Genomic DNA, 20,915 nt, shown 5'->3' with positions numbered 1-20,915 from the left:
GAGGTACGCAGCTTCGTGCCTGGCCAGTCAAAGCCCCGTGAGCCGGTTGTCAAAGAATCGTGAATCCGCGTTGTTTCATCGATTGCGGCTCGGGAAACCGGTCTTTTTTCCGCTGAATCGGTTCATCCCGAAGCTTAGCCTGCTACCATTTGTCACATGATGTTGCAGACGTGTCCTGTTTTTCCGGGTCAGACCGGCGCCGTCTCGACAAGAATTCGCTCAAGCCGCTCGCAGAAACGGCTGAACCCCTAATGCCTGATGAGGTGCATCCCCCATGTCTGATGAAGATCGAGACAACCCGCGGCGTGAGTTTTTGCGCAAATCCCTGACCCTGATTCCCGTGGTCACCCTGGCCGGCACAAGTCTGGGCAGCAGCGTGCTGCACGCCGCGCCTGAAGCTGCACCCACCGCGCCTGCGCCACACGCGGTGCGCACTGATGCCAGCCCTTACCAGCCGAGCTACTTCACGGCCGAAGAGTGGGCGTTCATCAACGCCGCCGTCGCGCAATTGATCCCCAACGATGCCCAAGGCCCGGGCGCGCTCGAAGCCGGCGTGCCGGAATACATCGACCGCCAGATGAACACCCCGTACGCCGCCGGTGCCCTGTGGTACATGCAAGGCCCGTTCAACGCCGACGCCGCAGCCGAGATGGGCTGGCAAAGCAAACTGGTGCCAAAAGAAATCTATCGCCTCGGCATCGCCGCCACGGATCAGTGGGCAAAATCCATCAACGGTAAAACATTTGCCGAGCAAGACAGCGCTACCCGAGACGATTTTCTCAAGCAACTCGAAGCCGGCAAAGCGCAATTCGATGCCGTTCCGGCGAAGATTTTCTTCAATCTGCTGCTGCAAAACACCAAGGAGGGTTTCTTCTGCGACCCGATCCATGGCGGCAATAAAGGCATGGTCGGCTGGACCATGATCGGCTTCCCCGGCGCCCGCGCCGATTTCATGGATTGGGTGGAACGCAACGAGCAATACCCCTTCCCGGCAGTTTCGATTCGCGGCGAGAGGGCGTAAGCATGGCAACGATAATGAAGAAGGTGGACGCGGTCATCGTCGGTTTCGGCTGGACCGGCGCAATCATGGCCAAGGAGCTGACCGAGGCCGGCCTCAATGTGCTGGCGCTGGAGCGCGGGCCGATGCAAGACACCTACCCCGACGGAAACTATCCGCAGGTGATCGACGAACTCACCTACAGCGTGCGCAAAAAACTCTTTCAGGACATCTCGAAAGAAACCGTCACCATTCGCCATAGCGTCAACGACATCGCGTTGCCGAACCGTCAGTTGGGCGCGTTCCTGCCGGGTAACGGGGTTGGCGGTGCCGGCCTGCACTGGTCGGGTGTGCATTTTCGCGTCGATCCGATCGAGTTGCGCATGCGCAGCCATTACGAAGAGCGTTACGGCAAGAGCTTCATCCCCAAGGACATGACCATCCAGGACTTCGGCGTCAGCTATGAAGAGCTGGAGCCGTTTTTCGATTTCGCCGAAAAGGTCTTCGGTACCTCGGGCCAGGCCTGGACCGTGAAAGGCCAACTGGTTGGCCAAGGCAAGGGCGGCAACCCTTACGCGGCGGATCGCTCCAACCCGTTCCCGCTGCAAGCGCAGAAGAACACCGTGTCCGCACAGCTGTTCGGCAAAGCGGCTACAGAGGTCGGTTACAAACCCTACAACCTGCCTTCGGCAAATACTTCCGGGCCGTACACCAATCCTTACGGCGCGCAGATGGGGCCGTGCAACTTCTGCGGGTTCTGCAGTGGTTACGTTTGCTACATGTATTCCAAGGCGTCGCCGAACGTGAACATTCTGCCGGCGCTCAAGCCGCTGCCGAATTTCGAGTTGCGGCCCAATTCCCACGTGCTGCGGGTCAACCTCGACAGCACAAAAAGCAAAGCCACCGGCGTCACTTACATCGACGGTCAGGGTCGCGAGATCGAGCAACCGGCGGATCTGGTGATCCTCGGCGCGTTCCAGTTGCACAACGTGCGCCTGATGCTGCTCTCCGGCATCGGCAAACCGTATGACCCGATCAGCGGTGAAGGCGTGGTCGGGCGCAACTTCGCCTACCAGAACATGGCCACGATCAAGGCGTTCTTCGACAAAGACACCCACACCAACAACTTCATCGGCGCCGGCGGCAACGGCGTGGCGGTCGATGACTTCAACGCCGACAACTTCGACCACGGGCCTCACGGTTTCGTCGGTGGCTCGCCGATGTGGGTCAACCAGGCCGGCAGCCGACCGATCGCCGGCACCTCCAACCCGCCGGGCACCCCGGCCTGGGGCAGTGCGTGGAAACGCGCGACCGCCGATTACTACACCCATCAGGTGTCGATGGACGCCCACGGCGCGCATCAGTCCTACCGTGGCAACTACCTCGATCTCGACCCGGTGTACCGCGATGCCTACGGCATGCCGCTGCTGCGGATGACGTTCGACTGGCAGGAAAACGACATCAAGATGAACCGCTTCATGGTCGAGAAAATGGGCAAGATCGCCGAGGCCATGGGCCCGAAAGCCATCGCCGTGATCGGCAAGAAAGTCGGCGACCACTTCAACACCGCGTCGTACCAGACCACCCACCTCAACGGTGGCGCGATCATGGGCACCGATCCGAAGACCAGCGCGCTGAACCGCTACCTGCAGAGCTGGGACGTGCACAACGTGTTCGTCCCGGGCGCCTCGGCATTCCCGCAAGGCCTGGGTTACAACCCGACCGGACTGGTGGCTGCGCTGACCTACTGGTCGGCGAAAGCGATCCGCGAGCAATACCTGAAAAACCCCGGCCCGCTGGTTCAGGTTTAAGGAGCGATGACCATGAAGACTCTCGTTATCGCGACGTTGGCGCTGCTTGGCAGCGCCTCGATCCACGCGACTGAAGTTGATCAATCCTTGATCAAACAAGGCGAATACCTCGCCCGTGCCGGTGACTGCGTGGCTTGTCACACGGCCAAGGACGGCAAGCCGTTCGCCGGCGGTCTGCCGATGGAAACCCCGATCGGCACGATCTACTCGACCAACATCACTCCCGATAAAACCGGCGTCGGTGATTACAGCTTCGCAGACTTCGATCAGGCCGTGCGCCATGGCGTCGCCAAAAACGGCAGTACGTTGTACCCGGCGATGCCGTATCCGTCCTACGCCCGAGTCAGCGAAACCGACATGCAGGCGCTGTACGCCTATTTCATGCAGGGCGTTGCACCGGTCGCGCAGGAGAACAAGGCCAGCGACATCCCGTGGCCTTTGAGCATGCGCTGGCCGCTGATGGGCTGGCGCTGGATGTTTGCGCCGAAGGTCGAGGACTACAAAGCCACGTCGGACGATGCCGTCGTCAGTCGTGGGGCCTATCTCGTCGAAGGCCTCGGACATTGCGGCGCCTGCCATACGCCACGTGCGCTGACCATGCAGGAAAAATCCCTGAGCGCGGCCGATGGCAGTACTTTTCTGGCCGGTAGTGCGCCGCTGGAAGGCTGGATCGCCAAAAGCCTGCGCGGCGACCACAAGGATGGCCTCGGCAGCTGGAGCGAAGAGCAACTTGTCCAGTTCCTCAAGACCGGGCGCAGCGACCGCAGCGCCGTGTTCGGCGGCATGAGCGACGTGGTCACCCACAGCATGCAGTACATGACCGATGCCGACCTGACCGCGATTGCCCGCTACCTCAAATCGCTGCCGGCCACTGATCCGAACGATCAACCGCACCAATACGACGAGAAAGCGGCAAAAGCCTTGTGGAACGGTGACGACAGTCAGCGCGGTGCGTCGGTGTACATCGATAACTGCGCGGCGTGCCACCGCACCGATGGCCACGGTTACACGCGAGTTTTCCCGGCGCTGGCGGGTAATCCGGTGCTGCAATCGGAAGACCCGACTTCGTTGATCCACATCGTGCTGAAGGGCGGCACCCTGCCCGCAACGCATGCGGCGCCTTCAACTTTCACCATGCCGGGATTCGCCTGGCGTTTGTCGGATCAGGAGGTGGCGGATGTGGTGAGTTTTATTCGTGGGAGCTGGGGCAACAAGGGCTCGTCCGTAAATGCCGATGACGTGGCAAAGTTGCGCATAGGTGATTTGAGCGAAGCATCCATTCATACTCGCTGATCCGCTGTAAACCAGAGTAAAAACAAAACGCCCTGCTTGAGCAATCAAGCAGAGTGTTTTATTTAAACCTGTATAAGAAAGTAACTCTTATTATGGGTTAACAATGTTTGCATACGCTTTGGCGAGCGCCGCCAGTTTTGTTTTATCTTCATCACCAATGACGCCATCACCATCAACGTCTTGCCCAAGGCGACCAATGCTGAAAGTATTACCGCCATCCTTGGAGATTGCGGTAACCATCATCGAATCTACCAGACTTTCAACAACCGACTCGGACTGCTCGTCCCAGTTTTCTTCCTTGCGTGCCAGCTGCATGGAAACTTGTGTATTGGGTTCCGAATGGCTGGGTTGCATAAGTTGTAGAAAGACACCACGGGAGTTAAAGAACGACATATCAAAATCCTTTTTGTGTGTGTGAAAACATTAAATATTCAGCGGAAGTGGATATTACAAATCAACAACTGAAATAACCAATCGATACATGTTTCATTGATTTGCATACGACAAATTTATTAAGTTTCATCGCCATTTTTATATGTTCCTGTCCCATATTCGGCAGCCCAGCGGTAGTGGCTGTCGTCCGCTTTTACGATTACTGTATGGATATACAGACAAAGGGATCCAGCGATGTCCACTCCCCTGCCACCCCGCGGCCGCGGCACCGCGACCAATCCGCACAACCGCTTCGCCCCCAATCACTCAGTGGCCGAAGATGACGGCTGGTACCAGGAGGTTCCCGAAACGCAGAACACCGAGGTGATGTTCGAAACCGCGAAGACCATCATCACCCGCAACACCTCACCGGACCTGCCCTTTGATCGTTCGATCAACCCTTATCGCGGCTGTGAACATGGCTGCATCTATTGTTACGCGCGGCCCAGCCACGCCTATTGGGACATGTCGCCGGGGCTGGATTTCGAAACAAAGCTGATTGCCAAGACCAACGCTGCGCAGGTGCTGGAAGAACAGCTCGGGAAAAAAGGCTATCAATGCGCACCGATCAACCTCGGCTCGAACACCGACCCGTACCAACCCATCGAGCGTGAATACAGAATCACCCGCCAGACCCTCGAGGTGCTGTTGCGCTACCGGCATCCGGTGACCATCGTCACCAAGGGTTCACTGATTCTGCGAGACCTCGACCTGCTCACAGAGCTGGCGCAGCAACGGCTGGTGGCGGTGATGATCAGCCTGACCACGCTGGATGACGAACTCAAACGCATCCTCGAACCCCGCGCCGCCGCACCAAAGGCCCGGTTACGGGCGATCCGGGTGATGCGCGAAGCGGGAATTCCGGTGGGGGTGCTGTGTTCGCCGATGATTCCGATGATCAACGATAGCGAAATCGAAAACCTGCTCAACGAGGCCCACGCTGCCGGCGCACAAAGTGCCGCGTACATGATGCTGCGCCTGCCGCTGGAAGTGGCACCGCTGTTCGAAGGATGGCTGCAGGCGCACTATCCACAACGTGCCGCGCACGTGCTGAGCCTGATCCGCCAGAGCCGTGGCGGTGAACTCTACGACAGCCGTTTCGGCGCCCGCATGCGCGGCGAAGGAGTGTTCGCCGACTTGCTCGCGCAACGCTTCGCCAAAGCCATCAAGCGCCTGGGGCTCAATCACCGTGAGGGCCACAACCTCGATTGCACCGCCTTCTGTCCGCCGGGTCGCCAGATGTCGTTGATTTAGCGACAATTGGCCTATGGTTGAGGGGTTGGAAACCTTCCGCCGGAATTACCCAGTCACGTTTTTTGTGACCTGGAACACACGTTCTAGAGCGTTTGATTCAGTTTGAGTTAAGTTTCGGCGGCTACCTTGTTCATCGAGTGACTGACGGGTCGGGATGACCCGGATGTTTTAAACAGCCACTGGCTTCATACCGGAATACCGGGGAAGACTCCCTGAATCCGCCAAAGAGGATGAATCATGAGTGACAAGGATAAACAGCCGTTGGCTGCGTCGGCGCAAACCCCAGAAGCGGAATCCGCCGATGCAGCGCTGCGACAGATCGTAGACGGCTTTTTGCATTTTCATCATGAGGTTTTTCCGCAACAGGAAGAACTCTTCAAAAAACTCGCCACGGCCCAGGCGCCAAAGGCGATGTTCATCACCTGCGCCGACTCGCGCATCGTTCCCGAACTGATCACCCAGAGCTCCCCGGGCGATCTGTTCGTGACCCGTAATGTCGGCAACGTTGTTCCGCCCTACGGCCAGATGAACGGCGGCGTTTCCACCGCCATCGAATACGCGGTACTGGCGCTGGGCGTGCAGCACATCATCATCTGCGGCCATTCCGATTGCGGCGCCATGCGTGCGGTGCTCAACCCGGACAGCCTGGAAAAAATGCCCACGGTCAAAGCTTGGCTGCGCCACGCCGAAGTGGCGAAAACCATGGTGCATGACAACTGTCACTGCGCCGACGAAAAAGAAAGCATGCCGATCCTCACCGAGGAAAACGTCATCGCCCAATTGCAGCACTTGCGTACCCATCCCTCGGTAGCCTCGCGCATGGCGAACGGTCATCTGTTCATCCATGGCTGGGTCTACAACATCGAAACCAGCGAAATCAAAGCTTACGACGCGGATCAGGGACGTTTCCTGCCGCTCGATGGCAGCCATCCGATTCCGGTGGCGACGCCCAAAGCGCGCTTCTAAATCCTCCTAAAAACCTGTGTGGTTTGACGCCGGCCGCTGATTCAGCGGTCAGGCTTCGCCACGCCTGAAGAAAACTTCGGGAGACTCGCCATGCGTGCGGCTCAATTGAAAGCGGTGTTGCCTCGGGAGCTGCTGGCTTCGGTGGTTGTGTTTCTGGTCGCCCTGCCGTTGTGCATGGGCATTGCAATTGCGTCTGGGTTGCCGCCGGCCAAAGGCTTGATCACCGGGATCATTGGCGGTCTGGTAGTGGGATGGCTGGCAGGTTCGCCGTTGCAGGTCAGTGGGCCGGCGGCGGGACTGGCAGTGTTGGTGTTCGAACTGGTGCGTCAGCACGGCATTGAGATGCTTGGGCCGATTCTGCTGCTGGCGGGTTTTCTGCAACTGGTGGCCGGACGCTTGAAGCTGGGTTGCTGGTTTCGGGTGACGGCGCCAGCGGTGGTCTACGGGATGCTTGCCGGGATTGGCGTATTGATCGTGCTGTCACAGGTGCATGTGATGCTCGATGCCGCGCCGAAACCCTCTGGTCTGGACAATCTGACGGCATTTCCGGGCGCGGTGGCGCAGGCGTTGCCGTCCTTTGGCTGGCAGGCCGGGTTGCTCGGGCTCGCAACCATCGCCGTGATGTGGCTGTGGGAAAAATTCCGCCCGCACTCGCTGCGCTTCATTCCGGGCGCGCTGCTCGGGGTCGGGCTGGCAACAGCCGCCAGTCTGCTGCTGGCGTTGCAGGTCAAGCGCGTCGAGGTGCCGGCGAATCTGGCGGAAGCCATCGATTGGTTGAAACCGGCAGATCTGCTCAGCCTGGCCGATCCGACGCTGCTGATCGCCGCGTTCGCCGTGGCCTTCATCGCCAGCGCCGAAACCCTGCTGTCCGCCGCTGCAGTGGACCGCATGCACAGCGGCGTACGCTCGGACTTCGACCGTGAACTGTCGGCGCAAGGTGTCGGCAACATGCTTTGCGGTCTGGTCGGCGCACTGCCGATGACCGGGGTGATCGTGCGCAGCTCGGCCAACGTTCAGGCTGGTGCGACCACGCGTTATTCGACGATCTTCCATGGCCTGTGGCTGCTGGCGTTCGTGTTGTTGCTGTCGAGCGTGCTGCAAAGCATTCCGGTGGCGAGCCTGGCCGGGGTGCTGGTCTACACCGGTTTCAAACTGGTCGACCTGAAAGCCTTCCGGGGTCTGAGCCGTTACGGGCGGATGCCGATGTTCACCTACGCGGCGACGGCGCTGGCGATCATCTTCACGGATCTGCTGACCGGCGTGCTGATCGGTTTTGGCCTGACCCTGGTGAAACTGGCGTTCAAGGCCTCGCGCTTGAAGATCAGCCTGATCGATCTGCCGCAGGACGGCGAGATGGAATTACGTCTGGTCGGGGCGGCAACGTTCCTCAAGGTGCCGGCGCTGACCCAAGTGTTGAACACGATTCCCGAAGGCACGACGGTGCATGTACCGCTCAATAACCTGAGTTACATCGACCATTCGTGTCTGGAATTGCTGGAGGAATGGGGCCGGGCGAATGCGGCGAAGGGTTCAAAGCTGTTGATCGAGTCGCGAGGGTTGAAACGCAGGCTTGAGGGACGGGTTCGCACAAATGTCGGCATTGGTGCGGCCGGGTAAATAACCCACGGTGTAAATAAACCCTGTGGGAGGGGGCTTGCTCCCGAAGACGGCGTGTCAGTCGACATTAACAGTGACTGATGCACCGCCTTCGGGAGCAAGCCCCCTCCCACATTGGGATTTGTGCAGGGCTTTGAATCAGGCCGCGGGCTGATCCAGCTCCAGACCCACACCCAATCGGCGGCCCATGCACGGCCAGCGTTTCCACGCCGCGCCGGTGTCCGGGCTGCTGAGTTTCTCGCGGTAGGCTTCCACCGACTCCAGCGCAAAGCTGTCATCGTCGAGCATGTTGTCCACCGCGTGGTGCACGACTTCATCCAGTTGATTGGCAAATTCCTCACCGAGCAACTGGTGAGCAATCAGATTGGCGACCGTCATGTCCAGGGGGATCAGTGGCTGGCCGAAATGCTTGATGTACAGGTCGTTGACCTCTTCGACAAAGCGGTGCGCCAGATAGGCTTCGTCCAGCAGATGCTCCAGGCCCACGGGAGGCTGAAGGAAATACTGCTCGGCGATTTTCAGCACCGGTTTGATCTGTGACTCGATTCCCGCTTCCCTGGCGACTTCATTGGCTGCGTCCAGCAGGTCAGGTACTTCATCGATGTAGGCTTCGACAAAGCGCGTCAATACAGCCTTGGCATCCGTCTCCGGTAATTGGATCGACGGGTGCAGGTGAGGCAGTTGTTCTTCCAGCTGACGGGTCAGCCGTCCGGTTTCGTTTTCGTGTTGTCGGGCTTTTTGGATCTGCTCGCGCAATGCGGCGGTGTTCATGAAAACTCCAGGAAACAAGGCAATGAAATAGGGAAGACATAACTTAGCTGGCTTACGAAAAATGCTAAGACGCATTTGTCATAATTATTTCATCCTTGATGCACCTGCGTTATATCGATTTGCCACCACTCGTCTGCATCCTTCTCCATTCGTGCCCTTGAACGCAAGTACCCACTGTTTCAGATCATTTACGTCATCGCCGTTGCATTTTTCAGTCGCTGTCTATACTCGCCAATGAATGGAGTTAGCTGATGACGCCCGACTGCCCACGCAGCAAGGCCCGGCGATTCAAGTTCGTAGTCTGATGCAGCCGCTCCCTTGCCGAAGGCGTTGCGCCTACGGGATAACAAGAACGATAAGGGGAACCCGCAATGATGCGACATCCACATGTCTGGATGGGCCTCCTGTTGTGGTCGATTTTCAGCCAGGCCAATGCCGCCTGGACTGTGAATATGGCGCCTGGAGCGACTGAAATCAGTCACGCAGTATTCGACCTGCACATGACCATTTTCTGGATCTGTGTGGTGATCGGGATCATCGTCTTCGGCGCCATGTTCTGGTCGATGATGGTGCACCGCCGTTCTACCGGGCAGGTCGCCGCAAAATTCCACGAAAGCACCACCGTCGAAATCCTCTGGACCGTCGTCCCGCTGCTGATTCTGGTGGCAATGGCCGTCCCCGCGACCGCCACGCTGATTCGCATGTACGACACCAGCGAGCCGGACATCGATATCCAGGTCACCGGCTATCAATGGAAGTGGCATTACAAATACCTGGGCCAGGACGTCGAGTTCTTCAGCAACCTGGCCACCCCCGCCGAGCAGATCCACAACAAGGAAGCCAAGGGCGAGCATTACTTGCTCGAAGTCGACAAGCCGCTGGTGTTGCCGGTCGGCGCCAAAGTGCGCTTCCTCGTCACCTCCGCTGACGTCATCCACTCCTGGTGGGTGCCTGCGTTCGCGGTCAAGCGCGATGCGATCCCCGGTTTCGTCAACGAAGCCTGGACGCGCATCGACAAGCCCGGCATTTACCGAGGCCAGTGCGCCGAACTATGCGGCAAGGATCACGGCTTCATGCCGATCGTGGTCGACGTCAAGGAGAAGGCCGATTACGACAAGTGGCTCGCCGACCGTAAAGCCGAAGCCGTGCAACTCAAAGAGCTGACCAGCAAGGAATGGACGCTCGATGAGCTCAAGGAACGCGGCGACAAGATCTATCACACCACCTGCGTCGCCTGTCACCAGGCCGAAGGTCAGGGCCTGCCGCCAATGTTCCCGGCGCTCAAGGGCTCGGAACTGATCATGAAAGGCTCGAAAGCCGATCACCTGCATCGCGTGTATTTCGGCAAGCCCGGCACCGCCATGGCGGCGTTCGGCAAGCAACTGTCGGAAGTCGATATCGCAGCGGTCGTGACTTACGAACGTAACGCCTGGGGCAACAACAAGGGCGACATGGTCACGCCAAAAGAAGTGCTGGAGCTGAAACAGGCGGAAAGCAAATGAGCCGGTCTATTGCGTACTGCGTGAACCGGTCGGGGCAAGGCGCCCCGGCCTGCCAAGTCCACTCACTTGAAGGAGACCGGCCATGAGCGCTGTCATCGATGACCACGGTCACGCCGACCACGCCCACGGCCCCGCCAAAGGCCTGATGCGCTGGGTGCTGACCACCAACCACAAGGACATCGGCACGCTGTACCTGTGGTTCGCGTTCTGCATGTTCCTGCTCGGCGGCTCGTTCGCCATGGTGATCCGCGCCGAGCTGTTCCAGCCCGGTCTGCAAATCGTCGAGCCGGCGTTCTTCAACCAGATGACCACCATGCATGGCCTGGTGATGGTCTTCGGGGCGGTGATGCCGGCGTTCGTCGGCCTCGCCAACTGGATGATCCCGTTGATGATCGGCGCGCCGGACATGGCCCTGCCGCGCATGAACAACTTCAGTTTCTGGCTGTTGCCGGCGGCATTCCTGTTGCTGGTCTCGACCCTGTTCACCCCCGGTGGCGGGCCGAACTTCGGCTGGACGTTCTATGCGCCGCTGTCGACAACGTACGCGCCGGAAAGCGTGACGTTCTTCATCTTCGCCATCCACTTGATGGGCATCAGCTCGATCATGGGCGCGATCAACGTGATCGCGACCATCCTCAACCTGCGCGCCCCCGGCATGACGCTGATGAAAATGCCGCTGTTCGTCTGGACCTGGCTGATCACCGCGTTTCTGTTGATCGCGGTGATGCCGGTGCTCGCCGGGTGCGTGACGATGATGTTGATGGACATCCACTTCGGCACCAGTTTCTTCAGCGCTGCCGGTGGCGGTGACCCGGTGCTGTTCCAGCATGTGTTCTGGTTCTTCGGGCATCCCGAGGTGTACATCATGATCCTGCCGGCCTTCGGTGCCGTCAGCCAGATCATCCCGACCTTCGCCCGCAAGCCGCTGTTTGGTTACACCTCGATGGTCTACGCCACCGCGAGCATCGCGTTCCTGTCGTTCATCGTCTGGGCGCACCACATGTTCGTGGTCGGCATTCCGTTGGTGGGCGAGTTGTTCTTCATGTACGCGACGATGCTCATCGCGGTGCCGACCGGGGTGAAGGTGTTCAACTGGGCCAGCACCATGTGGCAAGGCTCAATGACCTTCGAGACGCCAATGCTGTTTGCCGTGGCGTTCGTGATTCTGTTTTCGATTGGCGGCTTCTCCGGGCTGATGCTGGCCATCGCCCCGGCGGACTTCCAGTACCAGGACACCTACTTCGTGGTCGCGCACTTTCACTACGTGCTGGTGCCGGGGGCGATCTTCGGGATCTTCGCATCGGCGTATTACTGGCTGCCGAAATGGACCGGGCACATGTACGACGAAACCCTCGGCAAGCTGCACTTCTGGCTGTCGTTCGTCGGCATGAACCTGACCTTCTTCCCGATGCACTTCGTCGGGCTGGCGGGGATGCCACGGCGGATTCCGGACTACAACCTGCAGTTCGCCGACTTCAACATGGTCTCCTCGATTGGCGCATTCATGTTCGGCGCCACGCAGATCTTCTTCCTGTTCATCGTGGTCAAGACCATTCGCGGCGGCCCGCCAGCACCGGCCAAACCGTGGGATGGCGCCGAAGGCCTGGAGTGGAGCGTGCCATCACCGGCGCCGTATCACACCTTCACCACACCGCCGGAAGTGAAATGAAACGCCTTGCCTTTGTGGGAGGGGGCTTGCTCCCGAATGCGTCAAATCATTCAACTCATGTGTTGAATGATGAATTGCATTCGCGAGCGAGCCCGCTCCCACAGGGGATCTCGGCTGAGGCTGAAAATCATGGCTGACTCGATCTCGCTGAAAAAACTGGTCACCCGCCTGCTCGGAGTCGTCGTGGCGATGTTCGTTTTCGGTTTTGCTCTGGTGCCGATCTACGACGTGATGTGCAAGGCCTTCGGCATCAACGGCAAGACGGCCGGCCAGTACGAAGGCGAGCAGGTGGTGGACGAGTCGCGGCAGGTGCGGGTGCAGTTTCTGTCGACCAACAACATCGACATGCCGTGGGAGTTCTACCCCAAGCATGACGAACTGACCGCCAACCCCGGCGCGGTCAACGAGATGATCTTCATCGCGCGCAACCCCACCGACAAACCGATGAGCGCGCAAGCGGTGCCGAGCATCGCGCCGAGCAACGCGGCGGCGTATTTCCACAAGACCGAATGCTTTTGCTTTACCCAACAGGTGCTGCAGCCCGGTCAGCAGATCGAGATGCCGGTGCGCTTCATTGTTGACCGTGACATGCCCAAGGATGTGAAGCACCTGACGCTGTCCTACACGCTGTTCGATATCACCGCCCGACATCCTCCGGTGGCTGCAAACACCGGCGGTTGAGCGTGCCCGATAAGGAGAACAATCAATGGCAACTCATGAGCACTATTACGTTCCGGCCCAGAGCAAATGGCCGATCATCGCCACCTTCGGCATGGCCATCACCGTGTACGGCCTGGCGACCTGGTTCAACGATCTGAAGGCAGCGCGCCCGGAATCCCACGGCCCTTACATCTTTTTCGTCGGCGGCCTGTTGCTCGCGTACATGTTGTTCGGCTGGTTCGGCGCGGTGATCAAGGAAAGTCGCGCGGGGCTCTACAGCCCGCAGCTGGATCGTTCGTTTCGCTGGGGCATGAGTTGGTTCATCTTCTCCGAAGTGATGTTCTTCATCGCTTTCTTCGGCGCGCTGTTTTACGTGCGACACATCTCCGGCCCGGCGCTCGGTGGCGAAGGCCCGAAAGGTATCGCCCACATGCTCTGGCCGAACTTCCAGTTCACCTGGCCGCTTCTGCACACGCCGGATCCGAAATTATTCCCGCCACCCAAGGAAGTCATCAGCCCGTGGGGCCTGCCGCTGATCAACACGATTCTGCTGGTCAGCTCCAGCGTGACCATCACCATCGCCCACCATGCCTTGAAGAAAGGCCACCGCGGCGCGCTGAAAATCTGGCTGGCGATCACCGTGCTGCTGGGCTGCGGCTTCCTCGCCTTGCAGGCCGAGGAATACATGCACGCCTACCACGAACTGGGACTGACCCTCGGTTCGGGCATTTATGGCGCGACGTTCTTCATGCTCACCGGTTTCCACGGCGCCCACGTGACCATCGGCACGATCATTCTGTTTGTGATGCTGATGCGCATCATGAAGGGCCATTTCGACAACGAACATCAGTTCGGCTTTGAAGCGGCGAGCTGGTATTGGCACTTCGTGGATGTGGTGTGGATCGGCTTGTTCATCTTCGTTTACGTCCTCTGAGGATCAGCTACCACGGCGCATGCGAAACCAATTGGCCGCTGTAAAAGCCCCAGGCGATCAAGCCGACGGTGGCAGCGGCCAATGCCACCCGAACACTCAAGGCGATGACCAGGCGATTGGAACTGCTGTCGTCCTTGACCAGGAAAAACAGGCCGCTGAACAGGCTGATCACCGTGGCAATCAGCATCAGGACGATCGCTGTTTTGAGCATGGGAAGAACTCCGGGGGACAGGCGATGCAATTGAGTATAGCGATCGCGACGACTGACTTTGTGGCGCGGCCATGAAGCGCTTTCGCCCGGGCGTGATACCGACCGTGGTGGTGGCGTTGCTGCTGCCGCTGCTGGTGTCGCTGGGCTTCTGGCAGCTGAGCCGTGGCGCGGAAAAAACCGCCCTCCTCGCCAGCTACGCCGAACGTCGCGCCGCCGAACCGATGGCCAGCAGCGAATTACTGCACAGCACTGATCCGGCCTTTCGCCGGGTGCATCTGCATGGCCAGTTCGATGCTGCGCACAGCCTGCTACTCGACAACCGCCAGCGTAACGGCAAGGTCGGCGTGGAACTGCTGCAACCGTTTCAGGACCGCGCCACAGGACTGTGGCTGCTGGTCAATCGTGGCTGGCTGCCATGGCCGGATCGTCGCGTAGCGCCACAATTCAGCACGCCTGCCGAGGCGCTGAGTATCGATGCCTGGGTCTACGTCGCTCCCGGTGCAACCTTCCAGTTACATGCCGACCCGGTCAGCAGCACCTGGCCGCAAACCATCACCGCCGTCGAGCCGGCCAAACTGTGGAAAACCCTCGACCGCGACGGCTTCACCTACGAAGTGCGTGCAGAACAAGGCCCGGCCAGCTACGAGGCCGACTGGCCAGTGGTCGCCATGGGCCCGGAAAAACACCTCGGTTACGCCGTGCAGTGGTTTGCCATGGCCACCGCCCTGCTCGGCCTCTACGTCTATTTGGGCTTGCACAACGCAAAGGAGAAACACCATGGGAACGGCCATGAATCCACCCAGCATGTCTGAAGCGAAACCCGTCGCCAGTCGCCGTCGCGGACGCATCCAGCTGCTGCTGATCCTGCTCGGTGTGATCGGTCCGATGATCCTCGCCACCGGCATGTACAAATTGCAGTTCTGGGTACCGGATGGCCGCAGCTACCACGGCGAACTGATCGGCAATGGCCAGACCCGCGCCGACCTCGGCGTACAAGCCGAAGAAGAGCGCTGGCAGATGCTGGTAACCGCGCCTAAAGATTGCGCGGTTGATTGCCAGCAGTTGGTGTATCTGGCGCGGCAGATCCAGATCGGCCTCGGTCGTGATGCCAGCCGCGCCAGCCACGCCCTGGCCGCCGCACAGCCTTTGGGCGCTGACTACGAAGCCAAGCTGACCCGCGAATATCCGCAACTGCAACGCTATCCACTGGACGTGACCACGTTCAGCAAGACCACTGGCGACAAGGCTACCCCGCAACTGTGGATCATCGACCCGCACGGCAACCTCGTGCTGCGCTACGACCCGACTGTGAAAGGCAAGGATCTGCTCAACGACCTGCGCCACCTGCTGAAACTGTCGAACATCGGATAAGGGCATCGTCATGGCCAAACCTGGATTTCGCCTCGCGCTGTTTGCCACCCTGCTGGCACTGATTGTGGTGCTGCTCGGCGCCTACACCCGCCTGACCCACGCAGGTCTCGGCTGTCCGGACTGGCCGGGCTGCTACGGCTTTATCAGCGTACCGAAAAGCGAAGCCCAACTGGCCCATGCCGAACTGCATTACCCCGACTCGCCGGTGGAGGCGCACAAGGGCTGGAACGAGATGATCCACCGCTACTTCGCCGGCACCCTCGGCCTGCTGATTTCGATTCTGGCCGGGCGCGCCTGGGTCAATCGCCGTCATCCGGGGCAGCCGCTGAAGTTGCCGCTGTTTTTGCTGGCGGTGGTGTTCGCCCAGGCGGCGTTCGGCATGTGGACGGTGACACTCAAGCTCTGGCCGCAAGTGGTGACCGGGCATTTGCTCGGTGGCTTCGCGACCTTGAGTCTGCTGTTTCTGCTGACGTTGAGACTGTCCGGCGTGCTGCCGGCGCTGACCGTGCCCAAGCGTTTGCAGTATTGGGCGACTGCTGGCCTGTTACTGGTGATCGGCCAGATCGCCCTCGGTGGCTGGGTCAGTTCCAATTATGCGGCAGTGGCCTGCATCGACTTCCCGACCTGCCACGGGCAATGGCTGCCGCCGGCGGATTTCGCCAACGGTTTTCACCTGACCCAGCACATCGGCCCCAATTACCTCGGCGGGCAACTCGACAGCGATGCACGCACGGCGATTCATCTGACCCACCGTATCGGCGCACTGTTGGTGACGCTGGTTTTACTCGGTCTGGCGTGGCAATTGAAAGTAGTCGGCATGACGCGGTTGGCCGGATTGGTCGTGATCGCCCTCGCCGCGCAAATCACCCTCGGGATCAGCAACGTGCTGTTTCATCTGCCGCTGCCGGTGGCCGTGGCGCATAACGCCGGCGGCGCGGCGCTGTTGCTGACCATGGTGCTGGTCAATTACCACGCGCGCACCAGTCTGGTTCGGGTCAAACAACCGGTGCTCGCACGCTGGCGTCTGAGCCCGCGCAAACACTCGGCTGCGCCCATCACTATAAAAGGAGAAACGCCGTGGCGATTCTGATTGGCGAACGCCCGCATCAGGCGATCTGGCGTGATTATCTGGAGCTGACCAAACCGAAAGTCGTGGTGCTGATGCTGATCACCTCGCTGGTCGGCATGTTCCTCGCCACTCGTGCCGGGGTGCCGTGGACGGTGCTGGTGTTCGGCAATCTGGGCATCGCGCTGTGTGCCGGTGGCGCGGCCGCGGTCAATCATGTAGTGGACCGGCGCATCGATGCGGTCATGGCCCGCACCCATAAACGGCCACTGGCCGAGGGCCGGGTTTCGCCCACGGCGGCACTGACTTTTGCGCTGGTGCTGGCGCTGCTAGGCCAGGCCTTGCTGCTGACCTTCACCAATCCGCTGACCGCGTGGCTGACACTGGCCTCGCTGCTCGGTTACGCGGTGATCTACACCGGTTTCCTCAAACGCGCGACGCCGCAGAACATCGTCATCGGCGGCCTCGCCGGCGCCGCACCGCCGCTGCTCGGCTGGACCGCCGCCACCGGCCACGTCAGCGCCGAACCGTTGCTGCTGGTGCTGATCATCTTCGCCTGGACCCCGCCGCACTTCTGGGCGCTGGCGATCCACCGCAAGGAGGAATACGCCAAGGCCGACATCCCGATGCTGCCGGTCACCCACGGCGAGCACTACACCAAGGTGCACATTCTGCTGTACACCTTCGCGCTGCTGGCGGTCAGCCTGCTGCCCTACGTGATCCACATGAGCGGCGTGCTCTACCTGATTTGCGCGCTCGCCTTGGGCTTAAGGTTTCTGCAATGGGCCGTGGTGCTGTACCGTGGCACTCGGCCGCACGCGGCGATCAACACCTTCAAGTACTCTATTTATTACTTGTTCCTGTTGTTCATCGCCCTGCTCGTAGACCACTACTTACTGTTGAACCTATGACTCGAACCCAGAAAACCGTCTTCATCCTCGTCGCCGTGATCGCGCTGATCCTGGGACTTACCGTCAACAAAGTACTGAGCGGCAAGGGCCAGGGCGACCCCACCGCGCTGATCGACGCCGGCATTATCCTGTTGCCGCAGAGCCGCAACCTGCCGGACGTGACGATGACCGATCAGGACGGCAAACCGGTGGCGATCAATGAGTTGAAAGGCAAGTGGAGTCTGCTGTTCTTCGGCTACACCTTCTGCCCGGACATCTGCCCGACCACGTTGGCGCAACTGCGGCAGATCAAGAGTGAATTGCCCAAGGACGCTGTGGATAAGTTGCAGATCGTGCTGGTCAGCGTTGACCCGAACCGCGATAACCCCAAGCAGTTGAAGCAGTACCTGGGCTACTTCGATCCGCAGTTTATCGGCCTGACGCCGACCTCGATTGAAGAACTGCAGAAAGTGGCGAACGCGGTGAGTATTCCGTTTATTCCGGCCGATACCAGCAAGCCGAATTACACCGTCGATCACAGCGGCAACCTTGCAGTAATCGGGCCGGACGGTACGCAGCGCGGTTTTATTCGTGCACCGTTGAATAATGCCAAGCTGGTTGCGCAGTTGCCGGTGATGTTGAGCCGCAAATAGCCAAGATCAAAAGCCTGCCCTCACCCTCACCCTAACCCTAACCCTCTCCCGGAGGGAGAGGGGACTGAACGGGGGATATTGGCGAGCTACACCGAATTGAACGCACTGCTTCGAATCCATAATCGCCAAGATCTTTCAGGTCGATGTAGGACGCAAGACACCTCGGTCGGCTCCCTCTCCCTCCGGGAGAGGGCTGGGGTGAGGGGGAAGGTTCGCTGCGGGACTAAAGCCGAAAACCGGACACAAAAAAGGGGACGCCACTGGCGTCCCCTTTTCGTTGCAGCTATCTGAATCAGAACGCCGGCAATACCGCGCCTTTGTACTTCTCGGTGATGAATTGCTTCACTTCCGGGCTGTGCAGGGCGGCAGCCAGTTTCTTCATGGCATCGCTGTCCTTGTTGTCCGCACGGGACACCAGGATGTTCACGTAAGGCGAGTCGTTACCTTCGATCACCAGCGCGTCCTTGGACGGATCGAGCTTGGCTTCCAGCGCGTAGTTGGTGTTGATCAACGCCAGATCGACCTGGGTCAGCACGCGCGGGATGGTCGCGGCTTCCAGTTCACGAATCTTCAGGTCTTTTGGGTTTTGCGCGATGTCTTTGACGGTCGACAGGATGTTGGTCGGATCCTTCAGAGTGATCACGCCAGCCTTGGCCAGCAGCAACAGCGCACGGCCGCCGTTGGTGGCGTCGTTCGGGATCACCACGTTGGCGCCGCTTGGCAGGTCTTTCAGATCCTTGATCTTGCTCGAGTACGCGCCCAGCGGTTCCAGGTGCACGCCAGTCACCGCCACGAGGCTGGTGCCCTTGGCCTTGTTGAACTCATCAAGATACGGCTGGTGCTGGAAGAAGTTGGCGTCCAGGCGCTTTTCGGCAACCTGTACGTTCGGCTGAATGTAGTCGGTGAAGACCTTGACCTTCAGATCCACGCCTTCTTTGGCCAGGGCCGGCTTCACGAATTCGAGGATTTCCGCGTGCGGCACCGGGGTGGCGGCAACGGTCAGGGTTTCGGCGTGGGCCGAGAATGCCGCAACGGCAGCGAAAGCAGCGATCAGTTTTTTCATTCAGCTAACTCCTTTTGAGGCGCCCGTCTGGCGCCTGCCAGCGAATGGCCGGCTCATATCATTACAAAACCGGTTATTTGCGCGAGAAATGCACGACCAGACGGTCGCCCACCATTTGCAACACTTGCACCAGGATCAGCAGTAACACCACGGTGACGATCATCACGTCAGTCTGGAAACGCTGATAACCGAAGCGGATCGCCAGGTCACCCAGACCACCGGCGCCGACCACACCGGCCATTGCCGTGTAGGACACCAGTGTAATCGCCGTCACCGTAATCGCCGCGAAGATGCCCGGACGGGCCTCTGGCAGCAAAGCGTTCATGATGATCTGCCGGGTGGTCGCGCCCATCGACTGGGTCGCTTCAATGATGCCGCGATCAACTTCACGCAGCGCAGTTTCCACCAGACGCGCGAAGAACGGCGTTGCACCCACCACCAGCGGCGGAATCGCACCGGCTACGCCCAGCGAGGTGCCGGTGATCAGTACGGTGAACGGGATCATCACGATCAACAGAATAATGAACGGCAGCGAACGCAGGATGTTCACCGCCAGCGACAGGAAAGCGTACAGGCCACGGTTTTCCAGCAACTGACGTGGGCTGCAGAGGAACAGCAACACGCCCAGCGGCAGGCCGAGCAGCACGGTGAACAGCAGCGAACCACCGAGCATCAGCATAGTGTCGCCGGTGGCGAGCCAGATTTCGTACCAGTCAATATTGGTAAAGAAACTCATCAGGTCTTCCATTAGCGCAACACCTCCATGTGAACGTCAGCGGCGGTGAAACGGGCGAAGGCCGCTTCCATGTCGCCACCGGTGACGGCGAGGGTCAATTGCCCGTACGGAATGTCTTTGATGCGGTCGATACGACCGGCGAGGATGCTGTAGTCGACGCCGGTTTCCCGGGCGACGGTGCCGAGCAGCGGCGCGTAGGTCGCTTCGCCCTGGAAGGTCAGACGCACGATACGACCGGGCACGTGAGCGAAGTCATCGCGCTGCTCGCTTTCGTCGATCTGCTCGCTTTCCTGAACAAAACGCTTGGTGGTCGGGTGCTTCGGATGCAGGAACACATCGGCCACCGAACCTTGCTCGACGATCACGCCCGCATCCATCACGCCAACCTGATCGCAGACGCGGCGGATCACGTCCATCTCGTGGGTGATCAGGACGATGGTCAGTTTCAGCTCACGGTTGATCTCAGCCAGCAGTTGCAGGACCGACGCGGTGGTCTGCGGGTCGAGGGCACTGGTGGCCTCGTCGCACAGCAGAATCTTCGGCTTGGTCGCCAGGGCGCGGGCAATGCCGACGCGCTGCTTCTGGCCGCCGGACAATTGCGCCGGGTACTTTTTGGCGTGGTCGGACAAACCGACCCGCGCCAGCAACTCGGCGACCCGCTGATTGATCTCGCTGGTCGACAACTCGCCCGCCAGGGTCAGCGGCAACGCAACGTTGTCGGCCACCGTCTTCGAGGCCAGCAGGTTGAAATGCTGGAAGATCATCCCGACTTGCTGGCGGAAACGGCGCAGGCCGTTGGCATCCAGCGCGGTGACTTCTTCGCCGTCGACGATGATCTTGCCGCCACTGGATTCTTCCAGGCGATTGATCAGGCGCAGCAGGGTACTTTTGCCTGCACCGGAATGGCCGATCAGGCCGAAGACCTGACCGTTCTCAATCGAAAGACTGGTCGGGTGCAGCGCGGGAATGTCCTTACCGGCGACGCGGTAAGTCTTGTGGACGTTTTGAAACTCGATCAC

The 20,915-nt window shown here is 59.8% G+C and carries 21 protein-coding genes; 15 read left to right on the top strand and 6 right to left on the bottom strand.

The features are described 5' to 3' along the window. The first annotated feature begins 274 nt into the window (after positions 1-274). Genes F2P67_RS18240 through F2P67_RS18230 form a run of 3 tightly spaced genes read left to right on the top strand, consistent with a single transcriptional unit; the run spans position 275 to position 4,101 of the window. Complete coding sequence (locus tag F2P67_RS18240; protein ID WP_166222220.1) at positions 275-1,021, top strand: gluconate 2-dehydrogenase subunit 3 family protein; 747 nt, start codon at positions 275-277, stop codon at positions 1,019-1,021. Between the two features lie 2 nt (positions 1,022-1,023). After that, the gene (locus tag F2P67_RS18235; RefSeq protein WP_166222218.1) at positions 1,024-2,808 is read left to right on the top strand and encodes a GMC family oxidoreductase; all 1,785 of its coding nucleotides are present in this window, start codon (positions 1,024-1,026) and stop codon (positions 2,806-2,808) included. A 12-nt stretch (positions 2,809-2,820) separates the two neighbouring features. Then, positions 2,821-4,101, top strand: coding sequence for a c-type cytochrome (locus F2P67_RS18230; protein ID WP_166222216.1), 1,281 nt, complete (start codon positions 2,821-2,823; stop codon positions 4,099-4,101). Positions 4,102-4,191: 90 nt separating this feature from the next. Here the strand turns inward: F2P67_RS18230 and F2P67_RS18225 are convergent, their stop codons facing one another. Continuing rightward, positions 4,192-4,494 (bottom strand): hypothetical protein, encoded by a 303-nt coding sequence (locus F2P67_RS18225; protein WP_166222215.1) that lies wholly within the window; start codon positions 4,492-4,494, stop codon positions 4,192-4,194. Between the two features lie 234 nt (positions 4,495-4,728). Between F2P67_RS18225 and F2P67_RS18220 the strand changes: the two genes are divergently transcribed. The 3 genes from F2P67_RS18220 (at position 4,729) to F2P67_RS18210 (ending at position 8,370) form a co-directional block, all read left to right on the top strand. Beyond that, on the top strand, positions 4,729-5,787 hold the full coding sequence (locus F2P67_RS18220; RefSeq protein WP_166222213.1) for a PA0069 family radical SAM protein: 1,059 nt from the start codon (positions 4,729-4,731) through the stop codon (positions 5,785-5,787). A gap of 237 nt (positions 5,788-6,024) precedes the next feature. After that, positions 6,025-6,753 carry a carbonic anhydrase gene (locus tag F2P67_RS18215; protein WP_064116616.1) on the top strand — a complete coding sequence of 243 codons (729 nt, stop codon included), beginning with the start codon at positions 6,025-6,027 and terminating at the stop codon, positions 6,751-6,753. Between the two features lie 90 nt (positions 6,754-6,843). Next, positions 6,844-8,370 carry a SulP family inorganic anion transporter gene (locus tag F2P67_RS18210; protein ID WP_166222211.1) on the top strand — a complete coding sequence of 509 codons (1,527 nt, stop codon included), beginning with the start codon at positions 6,844-6,846 and terminating at the stop codon, positions 8,368-8,370. Between the two features lie 138 nt (positions 8,371-8,508). Here the strand turns inward: F2P67_RS18210 and F2P67_RS18205 are convergent, their stop codons facing one another. Further along, positions 8,509-9,141, bottom strand: coding sequence for a hypothetical protein (locus tag F2P67_RS18205; RefSeq protein ID WP_166222209.1), 633 nt, complete (start codon positions 9,139-9,141; stop codon positions 8,509-8,511). 371 nt (positions 9,142-9,512) lie between these two features. Between F2P67_RS18205 and coxB the strand changes: the two genes are divergently transcribed. The 4 genes from coxB to F2P67_RS18185 all read left to right on the top strand — a co-directional run bounded on the left by coxB (position 9,513) and on the right by F2P67_RS18185 (position 13,906). Further along, a complete protein-coding gene (gene coxB / locus F2P67_RS18200; protein ID WP_166222207.1) occupies positions 9,513-10,643 on the top strand; it encodes a cytochrome c oxidase subunit II in 1,131 nt (376 codons plus the stop codon). A gap of 82 nt (positions 10,644-10,725) precedes the next feature. Then, complete coding sequence (gene ctaD, locus F2P67_RS18195; protein WP_166222205.1) at positions 10,726-12,312, top strand: cytochrome c oxidase subunit I; 1,587 nt, start codon at positions 10,726-10,728, stop codon at positions 12,310-12,312. 129 nt (positions 12,313-12,441) lie between these two features. Continuing rightward, positions 12,442-12,993, top strand: a complete 552-nt coding sequence (locus F2P67_RS18190) for a cytochrome c oxidase assembly protein (RefSeq protein WP_166222203.1) — start codon at positions 12,442-12,444, stop codon at positions 12,991-12,993. Positions 12,994-13,018: 25 nt separating this feature from the next. Further along, on the top strand, positions 13,019-13,906 hold the full coding sequence (locus tag F2P67_RS18185; RefSeq protein WP_166222201.1) for a cytochrome c oxidase subunit 3: 888 nt from the start codon (positions 13,019-13,021) through the stop codon (positions 13,904-13,906). 7 nt (positions 13,907-13,913) lie between these two features. Here the strand turns inward: F2P67_RS18185 and F2P67_RS18180 are convergent, their stop codons facing one another. Next, on the bottom strand, positions 13,914-14,117 hold the full coding sequence (locus tag F2P67_RS18180) for a twin transmembrane helix small protein (RefSeq protein WP_007911731.1): 204 nt from the start codon (positions 14,115-14,117) through the stop codon (positions 13,914-13,916). Between the two features lie 71 nt (positions 14,118-14,188). Here F2P67_RS18180 and F2P67_RS18175 point away from each other — a divergent pair, with 71 nt between their 5' ends. The 5 genes from F2P67_RS18175 to F2P67_RS18155 are packed head-to-tail and all read left to right on the top strand — an operon-like array spanning position 14,189 to position 18,097. Further along, positions 14,189-14,929 carry an SURF1 family protein gene (locus F2P67_RS18175; RefSeq protein WP_166222199.1) on the top strand — a complete coding sequence of 247 codons (741 nt, stop codon included), beginning with the start codon at positions 14,189-14,191 and terminating at the stop codon, positions 14,927-14,929. Beyond that, on the top strand, positions 14,895-15,488 hold the full coding sequence (locus F2P67_RS18170; protein ID WP_166222197.1) for a hypothetical protein: 594 nt from the start codon (positions 14,895-14,897) through the stop codon (positions 15,486-15,488). The genes F2P67_RS18175 and F2P67_RS18170 overlap by 35 nt, the downstream gene beginning before the upstream one ends. Before the next feature lie 10 nt (positions 15,489-15,498). After that, on the top strand, positions 15,499-16,578 hold the full coding sequence (locus F2P67_RS18165; RefSeq protein ID WP_166222195.1) for a COX15/CtaA family protein: 1,080 nt from the start codon (positions 15,499-15,501) through the stop codon (positions 16,576-16,578). Next, positions 16,566-17,465 (top strand): heme o synthase, encoded by a 900-nt coding sequence (cyoE, locus tag F2P67_RS18160; protein ID WP_166222193.1) that lies wholly within the window; start codon positions 16,566-16,568, stop codon positions 17,463-17,465. The genes F2P67_RS18165 and cyoE overlap by 13 nt, the downstream gene beginning before the upstream one ends. Continuing rightward, a complete protein-coding gene (locus F2P67_RS18155) occupies positions 17,462-18,097 on the top strand; it encodes an SCO family protein (RefSeq protein WP_123455021.1) in 636 nt (211 codons plus the stop codon). The genes cyoE and F2P67_RS18155 overlap by 4 nt, the downstream gene beginning before the upstream one ends. A gap of 292 nt (positions 18,098-18,389) precedes the next feature. On the opposite strand, the gene F2P67_RS18150 is transcribed toward F2P67_RS18155, so the two are convergent. The 3 genes from F2P67_RS18150 to F2P67_RS18140 all read right to left on the bottom strand — a co-directional run bounded on the left by F2P67_RS18150 (position 18,390) and on the right by F2P67_RS18140 (position 20,915). Next, the gene (locus tag F2P67_RS18150; protein ID WP_166222191.1) at positions 18,390-19,160 is read right to left on the bottom strand and encodes a MetQ/NlpA family ABC transporter substrate-binding protein; all 771 of its coding nucleotides are present in this window, start codon (positions 19,158-19,160) and stop codon (positions 18,390-18,392) included. 73 nt (positions 19,161-19,233) lie between these two features. Beyond that, a complete protein-coding gene (locus tag F2P67_RS18145) occupies positions 19,234-19,908 on the bottom strand; it encodes a methionine ABC transporter permease (RefSeq protein WP_166222189.1) in 675 nt (224 codons plus the stop codon). Further along, entirely contained in the window at positions 19,908-20,915 is a 1,008-nt protein-coding gene (locus tag F2P67_RS18140) for an ATP-binding cassette domain-containing protein (protein ID WP_166222187.1), read from the bottom strand. Before F2P67_RS18140 ends, F2P67_RS18145 begins: the two co-directional genes overlap by 1 nt.

It is taken from the genome of Pseudomonas atagonensis (assembly GCF_011369485.1).
Classification (GTDB): Bacteria; Pseudomonadota; Gammaproteobacteria; order Pseudomonadales; family Pseudomonadaceae; genus Aquipseudomonas; species Aquipseudomonas atagonensis.
Note: the sequence above shows the minus strand (reverse complement) of the source record. Positions and strands in the feature narration are given on the sequence as shown.